The organism is Shewanella sp. MSW, from assembly GCF_007636515.1.
Taxonomy (GTDB): domain Bacteria; phylum Pseudomonadota; class Gammaproteobacteria; order Enterobacterales; family Shewanellaceae; genus Shewanella; species Shewanella indica.
This window is the reverse complement of sequence record NZ_LVDR01000009.1, coordinates 1-16,875: the sequence shown is the minus strand read 5'-3', so window position 1 is coordinate 16,875 and position 16,875 is coordinate 1. Positions and strand designations below refer to the sequence as shown.

Annotated in this window: 14 protein-coding genes, 1 tRNA gene and 1 rRNA gene; 7 read left to right on the top strand and 9 right to left on the bottom strand. The window is 52.2% G+C overall.

Annotation, left to right across the window (positions count from 1 at the left end; all coding sequences use genetic code 11):
• The first annotated feature begins 36 nt into the window (after positions 1–36).
• Both bioH and AYI96_RS11225 read left to right on the top strand, forming a co-directional pair.
• Entirely contained in the window at positions 37–816 is a 780-nt protein-coding gene (bioH, locus tag AYI96_RS11230) for a pimeloyl-ACP methyl ester esterase BioH (RefSeq protein ID WP_144361628.1), read from the top strand.
• Between the two features lie 37 nt (positions 817–853).
• Entirely contained in the window at positions 854–1,354 is a 501-nt protein-coding gene (locus AYI96_RS11225) for a hypothetical protein (RefSeq protein WP_144361627.1), read from the top strand.
• On the opposite strand, the gene AYI96_RS11220 is transcribed toward AYI96_RS11225, so the two are convergent.
• A complete protein-coding gene (locus AYI96_RS11220; RefSeq protein WP_071475754.1) occupies positions 1,306–3,300 on the bottom strand; it encodes an LTA synthase family protein in 1,995 nt (664 codons plus the stop codon). The genes AYI96_RS11225 and AYI96_RS11220 overlap by 49 nt on opposite strands.
• A 338-nt stretch (positions 3,301–3,638) precedes the next feature.
• Positions 3,639–5,981, bottom strand: a complete 2,343-nt coding sequence (locus AYI96_RS11215; RefSeq protein WP_144361626.1) for a Tex family protein — start codon at positions 5,979–5,981, stop codon at positions 3,639–3,641.
• Between the two features lie 299 nt (positions 5,982–6,280).
• Between AYI96_RS11215 and AYI96_RS11210 the strand changes: the two genes are divergently transcribed.
• On the top strand, positions 6,281–8,431 hold the full coding sequence (locus AYI96_RS11210; RefSeq protein ID WP_071475745.1) for a TonB-dependent receptor: 2,151 nt from the start codon (positions 6,281–6,283) through the stop codon (positions 8,429–8,431).
• Positions 8,432–8,614: 183 nt separating this feature from the next.
• Here AYI96_RS11210 and gpsA read toward each other — a convergent pair whose 3' ends face one another.
• From gpsA to AYI96_RS11195, 3 genes are all read right to left on the bottom strand, one after another.
• The gene (gpsA, locus tag AYI96_RS11205) at positions 8,615–9,631 is read right to left on the bottom strand and encodes an NAD(P)H-dependent glycerol-3-phosphate dehydrogenase (protein WP_071475746.1); all 1,017 of its coding nucleotides are present in this window, start codon (positions 9,629–9,631) and stop codon (positions 8,615–8,617) included.
• 7 nt (positions 9,632–9,638) lie between these two features.
• The gene (gene secB, locus AYI96_RS11200; RefSeq protein ID WP_025010842.1) at positions 9,639–10,124 is read right to left on the bottom strand and encodes a protein-export chaperone SecB; all 486 of its coding nucleotides are present in this window, start codon (positions 10,122–10,124) and stop codon (positions 9,639–9,641) included.
• A gap of 205 nt (positions 10,125–10,329) precedes the next feature.
• A complete protein-coding gene (locus AYI96_RS11195; protein WP_144361625.1) occupies positions 10,330–10,764 on the bottom strand; it encodes a rhodanese-like domain-containing protein in 435 nt (144 codons plus the stop codon).
• A gap of 228 nt (positions 10,765–10,992) precedes the next feature.
• Here AYI96_RS11195 and gpmM point away from each other — a divergent pair, with 228 nt between their 5' ends.
• Genes gpmM through AYI96_RS11175 form a run of 4 tightly spaced genes read left to right on the top strand, consistent with a single transcriptional unit; the run spans position 10,993 to position 15,683 of the window.
• The gene (gpmM, locus tag AYI96_RS11190) at positions 10,993–12,534 is read left to right on the top strand and encodes a 2,3-bisphosphoglycerate-independent phosphoglycerate mutase (protein WP_144361624.1); all 1,542 of its coding nucleotides are present in this window, start codon (positions 10,993–10,995) and stop codon (positions 12,532–12,534) included.
• 10 nt (positions 12,535–12,544) lie between these two features.
• Positions 12,545–13,681: a murein hydrolase activator EnvC family protein gene (locus AYI96_RS11185; protein WP_144361623.1), complete on the top strand. Its 1,137-nt coding sequence runs from the start codon at positions 12,545–12,547 to the stop codon at positions 13,679–13,681.
• 32 nt (positions 13,682–13,713) lie between these two features.
• The gene (locus AYI96_RS11180; protein WP_039035307.1) at positions 13,714–14,919 is read left to right on the top strand and encodes a S41 family peptidase; all 1,206 of its coding nucleotides are present in this window, start codon (positions 13,714–13,716) and stop codon (positions 14,917–14,919) included.
• A 14-nt stretch (positions 14,920–14,933) separates the two neighbouring features.
• Entirely contained in the window at positions 14,934–15,683 is a 750-nt protein-coding gene (locus AYI96_RS11175; protein ID WP_039035306.1) for a divergent polysaccharide deacetylase family protein, read from the top strand.
• Here AYI96_RS11175 and AYI96_RS11170 read toward each other — a convergent pair whose 3' ends face one another.
• The 4 genes from AYI96_RS11170 to rrf all read right to left on the bottom strand — a co-directional run bounded on the left by AYI96_RS11170 (position 15,684) and on the right by rrf (position 16,871).
• Positions 15,684–16,136, bottom strand: coding sequence for an Rrf2 family transcriptional regulator (locus AYI96_RS11170; protein ID WP_039035305.1), 453 nt, complete (start codon positions 16,134–16,136; stop codon positions 15,684–15,686).
• A 9-nt stretch (positions 16,137–16,145) separates the two neighbouring features.
• Positions 16,146–16,400 carry a YkgJ family cysteine cluster protein gene (locus tag AYI96_RS11165; protein ID WP_039035350.1) on the bottom strand — a complete coding sequence of 85 codons (255 nt, stop codon included), beginning with the start codon at positions 16,398–16,400 and terminating at the stop codon, positions 16,146–16,148.
• A gap of 241 nt (positions 16,401–16,641) precedes the next feature.
• A tRNA-Asp gene (locus tag AYI96_RS11160) sits at positions 16,642–16,718 on the bottom strand.
• A 37-nt stretch (positions 16,719–16,755) separates the two neighbouring features.
• Positions 16,756–16,871: ribosomal RNA gene (gene rrf / locus AYI96_RS11155) — 5S ribosomal RNA — on the bottom strand.
• Positions 16,872–16,875: the final 4 nt, after the last annotated feature.

Below are 16,875 nucleotides of genomic sequence, written 5' to 3'. Positions count from 1 at the left end.
GGGCTCCACATAACGAATCTTCCATGAGGTGTTTCAGTGAGTCTGCATATCGAAAGCCAGGGACAGGGACGGGATCTGATCTTGCTCCACGGTTGGGGCGTCAACAGTGCCGTTTTTCATCCCCTGCTGCCTGGGTTATCTCAGTATAGAGTCCACAGTGTCGACCTGCCGGGATTTGGTTTTAGCCAAACCATTGACGGGGAACTAGACGACTGGGTGGACGCCCTGGTGGCAGCTCTGCCCACACAGGCAGTATGGTTGGGCTGGTCGCTTGGTGGCTTGGTGGCCACCCGGGTAGCTCAGCGCTTTCCAGAGCGAGTTACCAGGCTTATCACAGTCGCCTCTTCTCCCTGCTTTATGGCCAGGAGCGATAACCAATGGCCTGGAATAGCACCTAATGTGCTGACTCAGTTTGCCGAACAACTGCAACAGGATCTGCAGCGAACCATAGAAAAGTTTCTGGCGATCCAAGCTATGGGCAGCGATAGCGCCCGCGACGATATTCGCACCATTCGCGAGCTGGTTCTGGCGCGGCCGCTACCCAATGAACAGGCTCTGACGCAAGGCTTGGAGATGTTGGCCAAGGTGGATCTACGCCCCGGACTGGAACGGCTCACCCTTCCCTGGCTCAGGGTTTGGGGAAGATTGGATGGGCTGGTGCCCAGAAGAGTCGCTAACCTATTGCCGGGTAACGCATCAACCACAGATTTACTGCTGTCCAAGGCATCACACGCCCCCTTTATTTCCCATCCTCAGGAGTTTATTGAAGGGCTAAATAGCTGGCTAACAGAGAAAGACTTTAATTCCTTGCCCTAATTGACTATTATTTGGTCAGCAATGTAAGGAATGCCCTATGCAGCTCGTCTCACACTATCCACAGGTACCGATCGCGACCAGTAATCCCGCGACCGATGTCGCTCGGGTAGAGAGTCAGCAACGACCGCCGGTCATTCCGCCGCAGCAACCCAGTAAAGGCCATGAAGAAAGGGCCTTCAACCCGCAGCACGAACGCACGGCAGACTCGGCGCAGCAACAGGCCAGACTGGCCGACAGAGTCCAGGAGCGCCAACAACAATCCGGTCAACAACAGCAGCAAGAGCAAAAGCGGCGCCAAGGCAGTAAGCCTCTGCTGCTGAATCTACTCAGCAAGCCGGCTCTGGATCGCCGCGATATACGTAACCGTCAGTTTGAAGCTTCTACGTATCTCAAACCCACAGTTGTATTAAATAATGGGCCTCACCCCATGCCGAATGAAGCACCGCAGTTTTATCGCGAGCTGGGGCAGAGAATCGATACCTTCTACCATCAATGCACCGAGCCTATGCCTGCAGCCGGTATCTCTGCACTGGCTTGATCCATGGGCGGCAGCTTATACAAACCTTCCTGATACGCCACGCTACCCCATAGTGCCAACCCAAGCGCCGTGCGAGCCATTGATTCAGAGAGTGGCGCGGCGTGCAGTTGCTCCCTAACTGGATCGTAATCAAAGGTCGCAGGCGCTTTCTCCGGCTGCAATATAGTGACTTTGTTATCCTGCATATAAGCAAAGTTTTTGTTGTACTGCATCAAGGCCCTGCCCGGCCAGTTATCGGGCATCTTTGACAAATCTCTTCCCAACATGGGGTAGGTGGCATCGATGCCGGCCAAAGACAACAGCGTTGGCGGCAGATCTATCTGACTCACTACCCGCGGGTCCCGCTTAGCCGTTATCCCTTCACCCAATAATAAGCCGGGGATCCTGAATCTGGGCACTGGCACCAAAGACGCCCCGGAAACCCGACTGTCATGATCGGCCACCACCAGAAACAGGGTATCACGCCAATAGTCAGCCTCTTTCGCCAGTCGAAAAAACTCACCTATGGCGTAATCGGCATACTTGGCAGCATTGTTGCGGGTCTGTTTTGGCTGTTCATACAGTTCGATACGGCCATCAGGGAATTCAAAGGGATCATGATTGCTGGAGCTGAACACCAGGCTAAAGAAAGGTTTGCCCTCGGCATGAAGGCGCTTGAACTCAGAGTCGGCCTTGCGCATTAGATCTTCATCTGAAGCCCCCCAGGAGCCGACAAAGGCAGGTTTAGGATAGTCTTTCTGGTCGACTATGGTGCTAAAGCCATTGCCGAGAAAAAAGCTGCGCATATTGTCAAAATGGCTTTCACCACCGTAGATAAAGGAGGTGGAATACCCTTGAGCCTGCAGCAATGCAGCAAGACTAAAGAAACCACTTTGACTCTTGCCGAGTTTCACCACAGAACGCGCCGGCGTGGGGGTAAAACCAGTGGTCACCGCCTCTATGCCTCGAACTGAACGTGTCCCCGTGGCATACAGACTCTCGAAATACCAGCCTTCATTGGCCAAGGCGTCCAGATTGGGTGTCAGTGGTAAGCCCCCCAAACTGCCAACGAAACGAGCACCCAGGCTCTCCTGCAATATGATGACTATATTCTTGGGTTTACCACGATAGCTGGCCTGGTTCTGACTCAAGCTGGGATACTGGTCTGATATAAAGTCAGCCGGCGCACGACCAGTCTCCTGGCGAATTATTTGATAGATCTCCTTTCTGTCCATATCGCCATAGATCCACGATGTGTCGGCCTCGTTATTCATTTGGCTGATAGCAAAAGCCAGCGAGTAACCTGAATTGACCACCAACGAGTTAACGAGTGGATCATCGGCGAAGGCCACCATGGCCGGATTCAAAGGCCTGTGACCAAGAGTGGATCTGGCCCCCGCCAAGGACAAGACAATGATCAGCACACCAAGTACCGGACGCCAATACCACTTGGGGAAACGACAATTGCGACAGAGGTAACCTGAGAGTTTCCAACCGCTCCAAAGGATGGCTCCAGACAAAACCACGGAAAGGATCAACTCCAGCTTGCGGCCACTCCAAAGCATGGAAAGCACTTCTTTGGGGTAAATAAGATACTCAACATAGAGGCGATTTGGCCTGACACCATACTCTTCAATAAAAGAGGGTGTGGACAACTCCAAGAACAGCAAATACCAAAGCCCGAGAGTCAACCACAGACGCTGTATCCAAGACCAGCAACGTCCGAGCCAATGTTCGCCGCCAAACAAGGCTGTACCCAGTGCCACAACACCCCAGAGCCAACAAAGCATGGCCACATCTACCCGCAGCCCCTGCAACAACAGATGAGTCCAACCACCAACGGCTGCTACCCGTTCATATTGCCAAAGCCCCAGCCCAATTCGACTCAACATCAGGCATAACAGAGCCAATAAACTGAAAGTCAGTACACTACGAAACGGTCCAGTAAATTTAAAACGAGAAAACATCATTTCCAGGGTTCCTCACCACTCTTTTGCCTTGGCGTTTGTTAAAAAATTGACGATTTACCGCACGCCAACCCCCAGAAAGAGCCGATTTGCCGCGCAATTATGACAGAAAGGATAAGATAAAGTTTCATTAACATTTGTTTGTTATTGGCTATAGCACCAGAGGGTGAAGCCGTTCGCAAAAGATGGGGAAAAGTGTCAGAACTCATGGTTAGCGGGAAACGACATTATTGGTTCGAGTACTAGCAACAGAAAATCGCGTATAAAAAAATCCCCCGATAATTATCGAGGGATTCATCAACTGTCGGACTGTTAATAGGTATTCAACAACTTGTCGATCAGTTTTTCTTCAGCTTGGCAAAGGCATCGGCAAACGCATTGCCCATGGCGGCATTCACTGGCTGTGGCTTGGCGGCAGGACGTTGTTTGCCCTGACCAGATTTATTGCCCTTGGCCTGCGGCTTACCTGCTCTTTGTTGTGGCTTGCCTGGCTCAATCTTTTCGTCCAGGCGCATCGACAGTCCTATACGCTTACGCTCAATATCTACCTCCATGACCTTTACCTTGACCACATCACCGGCCTTAACCACGGTATGAGGATCGCTGACAAACTTGTCGGTCAATGAAGAGATGTGCACCAGTCCATCCTGATGCACGCCGATATCGACAAAGGCACCAAAGTTAGTGACATTGGTCACCACGCCTTCGAGGATCATCTCAGGTTTGAGGTCCTTTAGCGCCTCAACCCCATCTTTGAATTTGGCTGTCTTGAACTCGCCTCGGGGGTCACGTCCCGGCTTATCCAACTCTTTGAGGATATCCGTTACTGTCGGCAGACCGAATGCGTCTGTGATGAATTCGGCCGGATTGATACTGTTCAGCAGATCGCTGTTACCTATCAGTTCAGCAACCGGTTTACCCTTAAGCTTGGCGATATTTTCCACCAGCGAATAGGCTTCGGGGTGAACGGCCGATGCATCCAGCGGGTTACTGCCTTCACGGATCCGCAGGAAGCCGGCGGCCTGTTCGAAGGCCTTGGGCCCCAGACGTGGCACCTTGAGTAGTTCTTTACGGTCGTTGAAGCGGCCGTGTTCGTCGCGATATTCCACCAGATTTTTGGCTAAGGTGCGGTTAAGACCGGCCACCTGGCTCAGCAGCGGCATGGAAGCCATATTCACATCGACACCGACGCCGTTTACACAGTCTTCAACCACGGCTTCCAAAGAAGCCGACAGCTGACTTTGGCTGACATCATGTTGATACTGACCCACACCAATGGACTTAGGTTCAATCTTAACCAACTCCGCCAGCGGATCCTGCAGCCGTCTGGCGATGGACACGGCGCCGCGCAGTGAAACATCGAGATCAGGAAACTCATTGGCCGCCAACTCAGAGGCCGAATAGACAGAGGCTCCGGCTTCACTGACCATCACCTTAGTGATGCCGGGGTTGCTGTCTTTGACCATGGCAATCACTTCAGCGGCCAGCTTGTCGGTTTCACGGGAAGCCGTGCCGTTACCTATGGCGATCAGCTCCACCTTGTGCATATTGACCAGATTAGCCAGAGTGCGTATCGACTTGTCCCACTGGTTTTGCGGCGCATGAGGGAAGATAGTGGTATGGCCCACCAGCTTGCCTGTGTCGTTGACCACCGCCACCTTAACTCCGGTACGCAGCCCGGGATCCAGTCCCATGGTGGCCTTGGCTCCGGCGGGAGGCGCCATCAGTAAGTCGCCCAGGTTACGGGCAAAGACTTTAATCGCCTCGGTTTCCGCCGCTTCGCGCATTCTGGCGATAAACTCGGTTTCCATCTGCAGGGCGATTTTGATCCGCCAAGTGGCTGTGACAACCGTCTTCAGCCAGTTATCCAGAGCGCTGTCACTCAGCTTAAGACGCAAGTGCTCAGCGATAATCACCTCACAATAGCTCCCCGCTTTGGCTTCTGCCTCAGGGTCGGCATTCATCGACAGACTCAACACGCCTTCATTGCGGCCGCGCAGCATAGCCAGCGCCCGGTGAGAAGGCACAGAGCTGAGTTTTTCAGTGTGCTCAAAATAGTCGCGGAACTTAGCGCCTTCCTTCTCCTTGCCGGAGATCAGTCGGCTTTCAATGACAGCCGACTGTTGCAGGTGGTTACGCACCTTGGCCAGCAGCTCGGCATCTTCGGCGATCCGCTCCATCAGGATATAACGGGCACCATCCAACACCGCCTTGGCGTCGGTAAAACCGGCTTCCGGATTGAGATAGGCCTCGGCGGCCTGCTCAGGATCCATGGCGGCGCTGCCGGCGGCGGCATAGAGGGCATCGGCCAAGGGCTCAATACCGGCTTCAATAGCAATTTGGCCCTTGGTACGACGCTTGGGTTTATAGGGCAAGTACAGATCTTCGAGCCGGGTCTTGCTGTCGGCTTCATTGATGGCGTGCTTCAGCTCGGCGGTCAGTTTTCCCTGAGCATCAATCGAGGAGAGGATCACCTGACGCCGATCGTTAAGCTCCCGTAGATAACCTAGACGAGAGTGCAGGTTACGCAGCTGGGTATCATCCAGCCCCCCCGTCACCTCTTTGCGGTAGCGGGCAACAAAAGGCACTGTTGCACCTTCATCCAGCAAGCTGATGGTAGCAGCAACCTGCTGCTCACGAACATTCAGCTCCTGGGCAATAATCTGAGCAATATTATGCATAGTAAGGATCTGTTGGATTGACAAAATTCAGATGCGCCAACCATACCACAGGCAGCCTGAAAGTTTCATAGCCGGAGAGCGAGATTCCAGCCTTTAGTCAGCTAATCACATCCCAGGTTTAGCTCCTTGACACTCTTTACAAAAATTCATCACAGCTATGGACAGAGAAAACCAGCCTATTTTATACTCCTTAGCCGTTATGCAAATAACAATGATTTGTATTTATCAACTTGGCAAGGAGAGCCGGAAACCGCAAACCAATAAGCCGTCTTCCAAGATGGCAAACATTAGGAATAACGATGAAATTCACTCGCTCCCTCGTCGCTCTGTCAGTCCTTTCCGGGCTGGCTGCCCAGGCGGCTTACGCCAAAGAGCCCCAAATGGAAACCATGGTCATCACTTCCAGTCGGATGGAAAAACCACTCAGTGCCATCCCCAATACTGTGACCGTCATAGACCAGGAACAGCTCAAGCAACAGTTGGCCACCACCCGGGACTTGTCGACCATTTTGGGCAACCTGGCCCCCAGCTTCTCCCCCAGCCGCCAGAAAATGACCAATACCGGCGAAACCCTGCGTGGCCGCGCCCCACTCATCATGATAGATGGCGTGCCTCAGTCAAACCCTCTGCGCAGTGGTGGTCGTTCAGGCCAAACCATAGATCCCATGATGATAGAACGAATTGAAATTATCCATGGAGCCAACGCCATGCACGGCCTTGGTGCTCAGGGCGGCATCATCAACTACATCACCAAGAAACCCAGCGGCGACAACGAAAGTCGGGTAAGTTTTGATCTGTCCACCCCCACCAGCTTCGAGTCCGATAGCCTGAGCTTTGGTGCCAACTATGCCTTCTCCGGCCAAAGCGGTAACCTGGATATGCTGGGTTCAGTGGGATACCACAGCAATGGCGTTTACTATGATGCCAACGATGATGTCATAGGTGTCGACACCACCCAGGGCGAGTCGATGGACAGCCAGAGCAAGGACTTCTTCCTCAAGTTGGGCTATGAGTTCAGCGAGTCGCGACTGGAGCTGATGGTCAACCACTACGATATGGACAACAATGGTGACTGGATGCCGGTCAAAGGTAATGTCGCCACAGATACTCCAACGTCGGCGGTGAAACAGAAACAACCCTGGCAGGCTGCCAACAACAAGGTCACCACCAGCAGTCTCACCTATAAGCACCGCAACATCGCCGGGCAGCAGTTGGAGCTGCAACTGTTCAACCAGAACTTCAAGGGTGTCTATGGCGGTGGCTGTTTCGGCAGCTTCTATGATCCGGCCTTCGAAGGTGCTGCGAATCTGACGACCTGTGATACCGGCGCCAATGGCGAGCAGTACTTCTATGATCAGTCACGCAACAAGTCCAACAAGTGGGGCCTCAAGGCATCGATGATCGCTAATAATCTCGCCGACAGCGGTGTGGATCTGGCCTATGGGGTAGACCTTTTCAGCGATACCACAGAGCAGGATCTGGTACAGACCGGACGCTCCTGGGTACCCGAGACCCGTTACGACAATATCGCCCCCTATGCCCAGTTGAGCTTCTCACCTTTGGATGCCCTGACTATTTCCGGCGGCGTTCGTTATGAATATGCCAAACTCAAGGTCGATGATTTCCAAACCCTATGGGCCTCTGGCCACAAACAGGTTGCCGGTGGCGAACCGGATTTCAATGAAACCCTGTTCAATATAGGTGCCAGTTATAACTTCAGCTCAGCGCTGCGCCTCTATACCAGTTACAGCCAAGGTTTTGGTATGGCCGACATAGGACGAATTCTGCGTGACGGCAACAGCTTCCCGGATCAAAACCCCAGTGTGGAAGGCTCCTTGACGCTGGAGCCCGTGGTCACAGACAACTATGAACTGGGCTTGGACTATCAAGGCGAGTTGTTGGCAGCCAAGCTGGCCCTGTATCGCTCCGAGGCCAAACTGGGTGCCCGTTTAGCCCTGAATGAAGACGGCTTCTACAATGTGAAACGGGAAAAGAGCGTGATCCAGGGACTGGAAGCCAATGTCACGGCTTACCTGGGTAATGACGACGATCTGGGGCTGAACCTGGCGCTGCAACAAGGGGAGTATGACTCCAATAAAGATGGCAGCACAGACACAGATCTCGACGGCGCCAACATAGCACCCAATCGTCTCAACCTATTCTGGGAACACAGGTTCGATGCCGAGATGAGTGGGCGGATTCAGGCCAACTACTATATGGACCGTAGCTTCAAAAAGGCCAATGGTGAAGAGTACGCCGAGTTTGACGGCTATATCACGGTTGATGCCTCCTTCTCTATGCCCTTATACCAAGGCACTTTGACATTGGGGCTACAGAATCTGCTGAATAAAGACTACTACAGTTACTACTCACAGACCATGGCTAACAACAATCGTTACTTCAAGGGCATGGGCCGTACTGTCAGCATAGGCTTCAGCTTGCCGTTTTGAGGAAACTTTCATCAGGGTTACTGTCGGTAGCCCTCATAAAAAGCCAGTTCAATAACTGGCTTTTGCTTATAATCGGGTACTGCGCCAGCAGCTTTGGGCTGCATGTTAAGTCGTGCTCGCTGGAAGCGAGAACCATAAAAAAAGGACGCTGTTCTAGCATCCTTTTCCGGGATTGGAGATGACTCAGTCTGCCGAGGTTTCCGACTTTTTCTCTCTGGCCAGCAGTTCTTTGGCCGCATCAATAGGCGATTTGCCCTGATACAACACTTGATAGATCTGCTCGGTGATCGGCATCTCGACTCCCAAGCGCTTGGCCAGAGTGTAGACCTCTTTAGTGTTGCGGTAACCTTCAACCACCTGACCGATTTCAGCCTGGGCAGTATCGACATCACAACCTTTACCTAATGCCAAACCAAAGCGACGATTACGCGATTGGTTATCGGTACAGGTCAGCACCAGATCCCCAAGACCCGCCATTCCCATAAAGGTAGATGCATGAGCGCCCAAGGCTTCCCCCAGACGGCTCAACTCCACCAAACCACGGGTGATCAGGGCTGTACGGGCATTGGCACCAAAGCCTATACCGTCGGACATGCCGGCACCTATAGCGATGACATTCTTGACCGCGCCACCGAGCTGCAGGCCAATAAAATCGTCATTGGCATACACTCTCAGACGTTTGGGGCTGTGCAGCAGTTCCACCAGATCCTGGGTAAACTCGGCATCAGTACCGGCCACTGAGATGGCGGTTGGTAAACCTGCCGCCAGCTCTTTGGCAAAAGTCGGTCCGGACAATACCGCCAGCGGATATTTCTCCCCCAGCACATCGCGGGCAACATCCTGCAACAGGCGGCCACTTTCCGGCTCCAGCCCCTTGGTAGCCCAAATGATGCGGGCATCATCACGCAGCAGAGGCTTGGCCTGAGCCAGCACTTCGGCGAAGACATGACTTGGCACCACCACCAGAATATTTCGCGACGCCGCCAATGCTTTGGCCAGATCGGCCTCCATCACCAGGGAGTCGGGAAAGGCTATTCCGGGAAGAAAGGCTTGGTTACTGCGCTCGGCAGCGAGTTTAGCCACATGCTCGGGCTCATGCCCCCACAACAGGGTACTGTGTCCATTGCTGGCCAAAGAAATGGCAAGGGCGGTGCCATAAGAGCCCGCCCCCAATACCGTTATTTCGGCAGTGTCTTTCATCGGCTGATTACGCGTTTGCTTCTTCGGCCGGAGCTTGCTCGGCGGCGGCTTGACGCTGCTGCACATACTGAGCGAACAGGGCGTCGAAGTTCACAGGTGCCAGGTTCAGCTGTGGGAAAGTACCACGGGATACCAGGCTGGCCACGGTTTCACGGGCATAAGGAAACAGGATGTTAGGGCAGTAAGCGCCCAGAGAATGAGCCAGTTGAGGATCGCTCAGACCAGAGATAGAGAAGATACCGGCTTGTTGTACTTCACACAAGAAAGCTGTTTCTTCACCATTTTTGGCGGTCACAGTCAGTGACAGTACTACTTCAAAAACGTCGTCGGCCAACTTGGCGCTACGGGTATCCAGATCCAGCTTAACTTCAGGATTCCACTCTTTCTGGAATACCGCTGGGCTGTTAGGAGTTTCGAAAGAAACATCCTTGATATACACACGTTGAATGTTGAACTGTGGGGCTTGTTGTTCGTTGTTTGCTACTTCAGCCATAATTCCTACCTATCCATTTAGTCTCGGCTTGCAATGAGCCGGTGTTTAGGGTGTATGTTACTCGGGTCGATTGCGACTCCCAGTCATCATCCCTGCTATTCATCTGTTCAGCGCCGGAACAGAACTCAGGATGCCGGTTGCCACTTCAGTATGGCCACTCTACTAACAGAGCGGCGCCAAATGCAATGACAACCGCCGACACTCATTATCTTTTGCTTTTGGATACAGGCATATTTGCTGCCTGCCAATCACCCATACCACCTTTGAGGTTAAAGACTTTTTCAAAGCCTTGCTTAACCAAAATCTGAGCCGCTTGAGATGAGGTCATGCCAGCGTTGCATACCAGTATAATGGGTGTGGTTTTGTACTTTTCAAGGTTGGTAGTCTGATTATTTTTGATATCGGCCATAGGCACATTCAAAGCATTGAGAATGTGTCCCTTGCGAAAATCGTCCTTGGCTCGCACATCGACCACCTTGGCGTCTTCCTTATTCATCAAGAAAATCGCCTGCTGATGATCTACGCTTTTAACCTTGGAAAAACCGGATTTGAACAGGGTGACAATCACGGCGATAAACAAACCCACCCAGGCCAGGCTTAGCATGGGGTGGGCTTTAAAAAACTCTACATATTCCTGCATTTTTAACTGCCTGTTATCTATTGAGCCATTTCGGACAAGCGCAGAGTATACCCAGAGGCCAGGCAGATTGCAGCTGTTTCGCCGCAGTTTTGCCCCTTGAATCGGCGTTAAACCGCGGTCCGCCCTATTGTCACAATCGGGGTAAATGGCTTTTGCCCTCAGGGCAGACGTAGTAATATTTAACCAATTTCAGATTTGACCGATTCTTTCAACTTTACAGGTATCAACATGAAGACAAGCAAACGTCCTTTGGCACTGCTGATTCTGGACGGCTGGGGTTATCGTGAAGGCACGCATATGAATGCCGTACATCATGCCAACACTCCGGTTCTCGACAGACTCAACGCCGAATACGCCCACAGTTTGATTTCCGGCTCAGGTAAAGATGTAGGTTTGCCTGACGGGCAGATGGGTAACTCTGAAGTGGGTCATATCAATATTGGTTCCGGCCGTATCGTTTATCAGGAACTGACCCGCATCAGCAAGGCCATTGAAGATGGCGAATTTGAGCAAACTCAAGCACTGATCGAGGCTGTCGACGCCGCCATCAAAACAGACGGCGCAGTGCACATCATGGGGTTGTTATCACCCGGCGGTGTTCACAGCCATGAAGATCATCTTGAAGCCATGTGCCGCATGGCCGTCAAACGTGGTGCCAAGCAGGTTTACCTGCACGCCTTCCTCGATGGGCGCGATACCCCGCCACGCAGTGCTAAAGCCAGTCTGGAACACTTCGACAAGCTGTTTGCCGAATTAGGCCGAGGTCGCATAGCCTCCATCGTTGGCCGCTACTACGCCATGGACAGGGACAATCGCTGGGACCGAGTCTCCCAAGCCTACGATCTGATCACTCAAGGTGAGGGTAACTACAGTGCCGACTCTGCCGTAACCGCATTGGAAGCTGCCTACGGCCGCGATGAAAACGATGAGTTTGTTGCCGCAACAGCGATTCTGGATCAAGGTAAGGCCACAAAGCTGCACGATGGCGATGCGCTAATTTTCATGAACTTCCGTGCCGACCGCGCCAGACAGATCACCCGCGCCTTCGTCAATCCGGACTTCAATGGTTTTGAACGCGCAGTGACGCCCAAGGTCAACTTTGTCATGCTCACAGAGTATGCCGCCGATATCAAGGCTCCGGTAGCCTTCCCATCGGAAGACCTGGTCAACACCCTGGGCGAGGTACTGCAGAATCGCGGTCTGACCCAGCTGCGTATTTCTGAAACCGAGAAATATGCCCACGTAACCTTCTTCTTCAACGGCGGCAAAGAACAACCATTCGAGGGTGAAGACCGTATTCTGATCAACTCGCCCAAAGTCGCCACCTACGACTTGCAACCCGAGATGAGTTCGACAGAACTGACAGATAAGTTAGTTGAAGCTATTGAATCAACTAAATATGATGTCATTATCTGTAACTATCCCAACGGTGACATGGTTGGCCATACCGGCAAGTTTGATGCTGCGGTCAAGGCTTGCGAAGCTGTAGATGCCTGCATAGGCCGAGTAGTGGACGCACTGGCCAAGGTAGATGGTGAGTGCATCATCACTGCCGACCATGGCAATGCCGAGCAGATGGTGGACGAAACCACGGGCCAGGCTCATACCGCCCACACCAGTGAGCTGGTGCCCTTTATCTATGTCGGCCGCAAGGCCACAATCGATGAAGGTGGCCGCCTGAGTGATATCGCCCCAACCATGCTGACACTAATGGGACAGAGCATTCCTGACGAAATGACAGGGCGTCCGTTAATCCATACAAAAGAGTAACACTGACCCGGTGCAGAAGCGTATTTTAGCCAAAGCCAGCATACTTGCTGGCTTTCTCGTGTTTTCCTCTCAGCTGCAGGCATCCGATCTGGAGCGGCGTCAGTCCGAGTTAAAGGCACTGCAATCCCAGATCACCGCTCAGCAAAATGCCCTGAGAGACACAGGCAAACAACGGGAAAAACTGCTGCAACTGCTGAAAAAAGACGAACAGGCTATTGCCGATGCCGCCCGTAAGGTCAACCACACAGAAAATGCCCTCCGCGATACCGAAAAACGCCTTGCAGACCTGAAACAAAGAGCCGTACAACTGGACAAGCTCAAAGAAAGCCAACAGCAAACCCTGGCCCAGCAACTGACCAGCGCCTATCTCGCCGGGAATCATGACTACAGCAAGATGCTGCTCAACCAGCAAGACCCGGCCACCATAGAACGAATGCTGGCTTACTATGAATACCTCAACAAGGCCAGAATGCAGGCCATAGAACAACTGAAACAGACCCGTCAGGAATTATCGGCAGTACAGCAGAGCGAGCAGCAGGAACGCAATAGACTCAACCAGCTGGTACTGGATCAGAAGGCTCAATCCAAACGCCTCAATCAAGAACAGGATCAACGACAGCAAACACTGAAGGAACTGCAACGCACCATCAGTAGTAAGGCCTCGGAGCTGGAGCAACTGCAGATAGAAGAAGCATCACTGAAGCGAGTTGTCGAGCAAGCACTGGCCGCTATGCGCGATAGCCCCAGCATGGAAGGGTTGGCCAAGTCCCGTGGCGCCCTCAACTGGCCCACCAAGGGCAGGATCAAAAACAGCTTTGGCAGTCAGCGCTCCGGCAGTGTGCGCTGGAAAGGTGTCATTCTGTCTGCTCCAGAGGGCCAGTCTGTCAGTGCCGTAGCCGCAGGTAAGGTGATCTATGCCGATTGGCTGCGCGGTTTTGGTATGGTGCTGGTTGTCGACCACGGCAAAGGTTATATGAGCCTTTATGGCCACGCCCAGGCATTGCTGAAAGATGCAGGCGATTCAGTCAAGGCCGGCGAAGCCGTGGCACTGGTAGGAAGTTCCGGAGGACAAACCGAGCCTGGCCTATACTTTGAAATAAGGCATAAGGGGCAAGCTGTCGACCCGGCAAATTACTGTCGGCGCTAATCATCAGCCCCCGGTACTTCAAAGGGGGCAACATGGGCAACTCTATTCGCAACCTGCTGTATATCGGCTTGGGTATCATCATGGGAGTCTCTCTCAGCCTGGCCAGCCACGAAAACTTTCCCAAACCCAGTCACACCCACGAGCTTTCATTATTGCTGGATGTGATGGATACAGTGGAAACCTACTACGTCAGGGATATCAGCCGCAAAGAGCTTGTCGATGCCGCCATTGAAGGCATATTCCAACATCTCGACCCTTATTCCGGCTTTCTGAAACCGGAGCAGATGAGCAGCCTCAGAGACAGCAACCGTGGGGAATACTTCGGCTACGGCTTTGAAGTGTCCACCGAAGGGGAAAAGCTCAGAATTATCGCGCCCTTTCCCGGTTCTCCGGCCGAACAAGCCGGGATCATGGCCGGCGATATTGTTACTGCCGTCAATGGTGAGAGTATTGCCAAGCAGTCTCTGGAAGAGGTGCTTAGCCAAATAAAGCAATTCAGCAGCAGCAACCGTGAGTTATCACTACAGCTGCATCATGCTCACTCGGATGTCAGCTTTGAAGTCAGCCTCAAACCGGCCACTATCAGCATCCACTCTGTGCTTGGGAAAATGCTCACTAACGACATTGGCTATATTCGCCTGGCAAGTTTTCAGGAAGATTCGACCCGCGACATAGTCCACCAGTTGAGCGAATGGCAACAGCAGTCACTAAATGGTTTGATTCTGGATTTGCGCAACAATCCCGGAGGCTTGCTGGATCAGGCGATTCGGATAGCGGATCTATTTCTGGATAAGGGCCGCATAGTCGCTACCGAAGGACGCTTTTTCGATGCCAACTCAGATTACTATGCATCTCCGCAAACCATGCTTGCCGGCGTGCCCATATTAGTACTGATCAATCGCGGTTCAGCTTCAGCATCCGAAGTACTGGCCGCAGCGCTGCAGGAGAACAACCGTGCCAAGGTGATAGGTGAAACCAGCTTCGGTAAAGGCACAGTACAAAGCCTGATCCCAACACTTATCGATGGTAATACCATCAAGCTGACCATAGCCCGATATACCACACCCAAGGGCCAGGATATTAACGCCAAAGGGGTGGAACCCGATATAAAAATCGCACCCAATACTGTTTCCGATAACAAAACTGTGCCTATAATCGACCTCATATCTCCCCATGCAGATACCGCCAGCGATAGAGCCATCAACTCGGCGGTGGCATGGATACAATCAAATAAATAAAATTAATATAAAACGTGCGCTATTGTTTCTACTTACTACTGCTGGTCGTAAGTTGCTCTCCCGCGTGGGGAGCCAGACTGGCAATCGTCATCGATGATATTGGCTACCGCCATACAGATGAGGCCGCCCTGTCCTTGCCTTCAGCCGTGACCTTGTCTGTATTGCCACATACCCCACTCGGGCAACAACTGGCTCGCCAGGCTCACAGCAAGGGCCACGAAATCATGGTGCACCTCCCTATGCAGGCGCTTAACGGCAAGGCCATGGGGCCTGGTGGACTCAACAACCAGATGTCAGAAACCGAGTTTAAAGCAACTCTCAAACAAGCCTTGCAGAGTGTGCCCTTTGCCAGGGGAAGTAACAACCATATGGGGAGTTTGTTGACTCAACTCGAGCAACCTATGGGCTGGTTAATGGAAGTATTGCTACAGGAAGAGCACTTCTTTATTGACAGTGTTACTACCCGCTACACTAAAGCTGGCGAGAAGGCCGATGCCTTGGGTGTTCCGCTGCTGAGACGTCAGGTATTCTTGGATAATCAACTAACCGAACAGGCTTTCGAAAGACAGTTGGACTTGGCAATAGCCAAGGCCCAAAGCGAAGGTGAAGCCTTGATGATAGCTCACCCTTACCCAGAGAGTATGCAATTCCTCAAGAAGAGACTGCCAGAGCTGGCAAAGATAGGAGTCACTCTGGTGCCTGTATCTAACTTACTGCCAATCTCTTTGGCCCAGAAGCAGAATACCAGCGGTGAAAAACTCTAATCAGAGTTGTAATACAGGGATTTCCAGATCCGGCAGCAAGGCTCGCAGCTCCTGTTGGTTACTGACAATGTCTGCCAGGGTATAACGGTCGAGCACAGCCAGATAGGCATCCACAGCTTGAGCCAAGACCCCTTTCAACTGACAAGCAGGAGTCAGCCGACAATAAGGCTTGCTGCAATCAATAGGCGCCAGTGAATTTTCCAGTGCCCGCACCAGCTCGCCGACATTGATCAGCTCCGGAGTCATCCCCAAACGAAAACCACCGCTCTTGCCGCGTATTGTTTGCAAATATCCCAGCTTACCCAGGTGATGTACTATCTTGGAGACATGATTAGGTGAAAGATCAAAAACCTCTGTGATCTCTGCGATTCGAAATAAAGTCTCACGCTCCGGTTGAATTGCCAGATACATAAGAGTTCTTATTCCAAAATCTGTATAACGCGTTAACTGCATCTTTCACCTTCAGAAAGAGGTTTCCACCTCTAAAGAGCCTATCAGCCAGAGCGCCTCTTCGTTGCTGTTACCACATACATCTACCGATGCGGAGAAATCACTACACACATCGGGACGTTCAGGGGAACCAAAGAGGCGACATAGATTGTTGTCATCAAGTTGCACACAACGAACCCCTGCAGGTTTACCTTGCGGCATCCCAGGAATGGCACTGCTGATGGAGGGTGCAATACAACAGGCACCGCAACCGATACGACAATCCACAATCATCACCTGTAATAGAATATGACTATTATAACGACAAAAAAATTTCGGTTAAGTACCCAAGTCACAGACTCAAACGAATCCTACAGCCAAAGCGAATATAACGATAGCACTTATGCATTCTCAATCGTCAACCTCAAGAACCGGGATATTCCTGACCTATAAGGATGACTCTGTAAATTTGCAGAAAAGAATCAAAACGAAAAAAGCCTCATCTTTCGATGAGGCTTTCTCTTTAAGTTGGCGGAGCGGACGGGACTCGAACCCGCGACCCCCGGCGTGACAGGCCGGTATTCTAACCAACTGAACTACCGCTCCTTTAGTATCACGCCTTGGCGCACTACTAAAATTGGGCGTCTGGCGATGACCTACTCTCACATGGGGAGACCCCACACTACCATCGGCGCGATTGCGTTTCACTTCTGAGTTCGGGATGGGATCAGGTGGGACCACAATGCTATTGTCACCAGACATA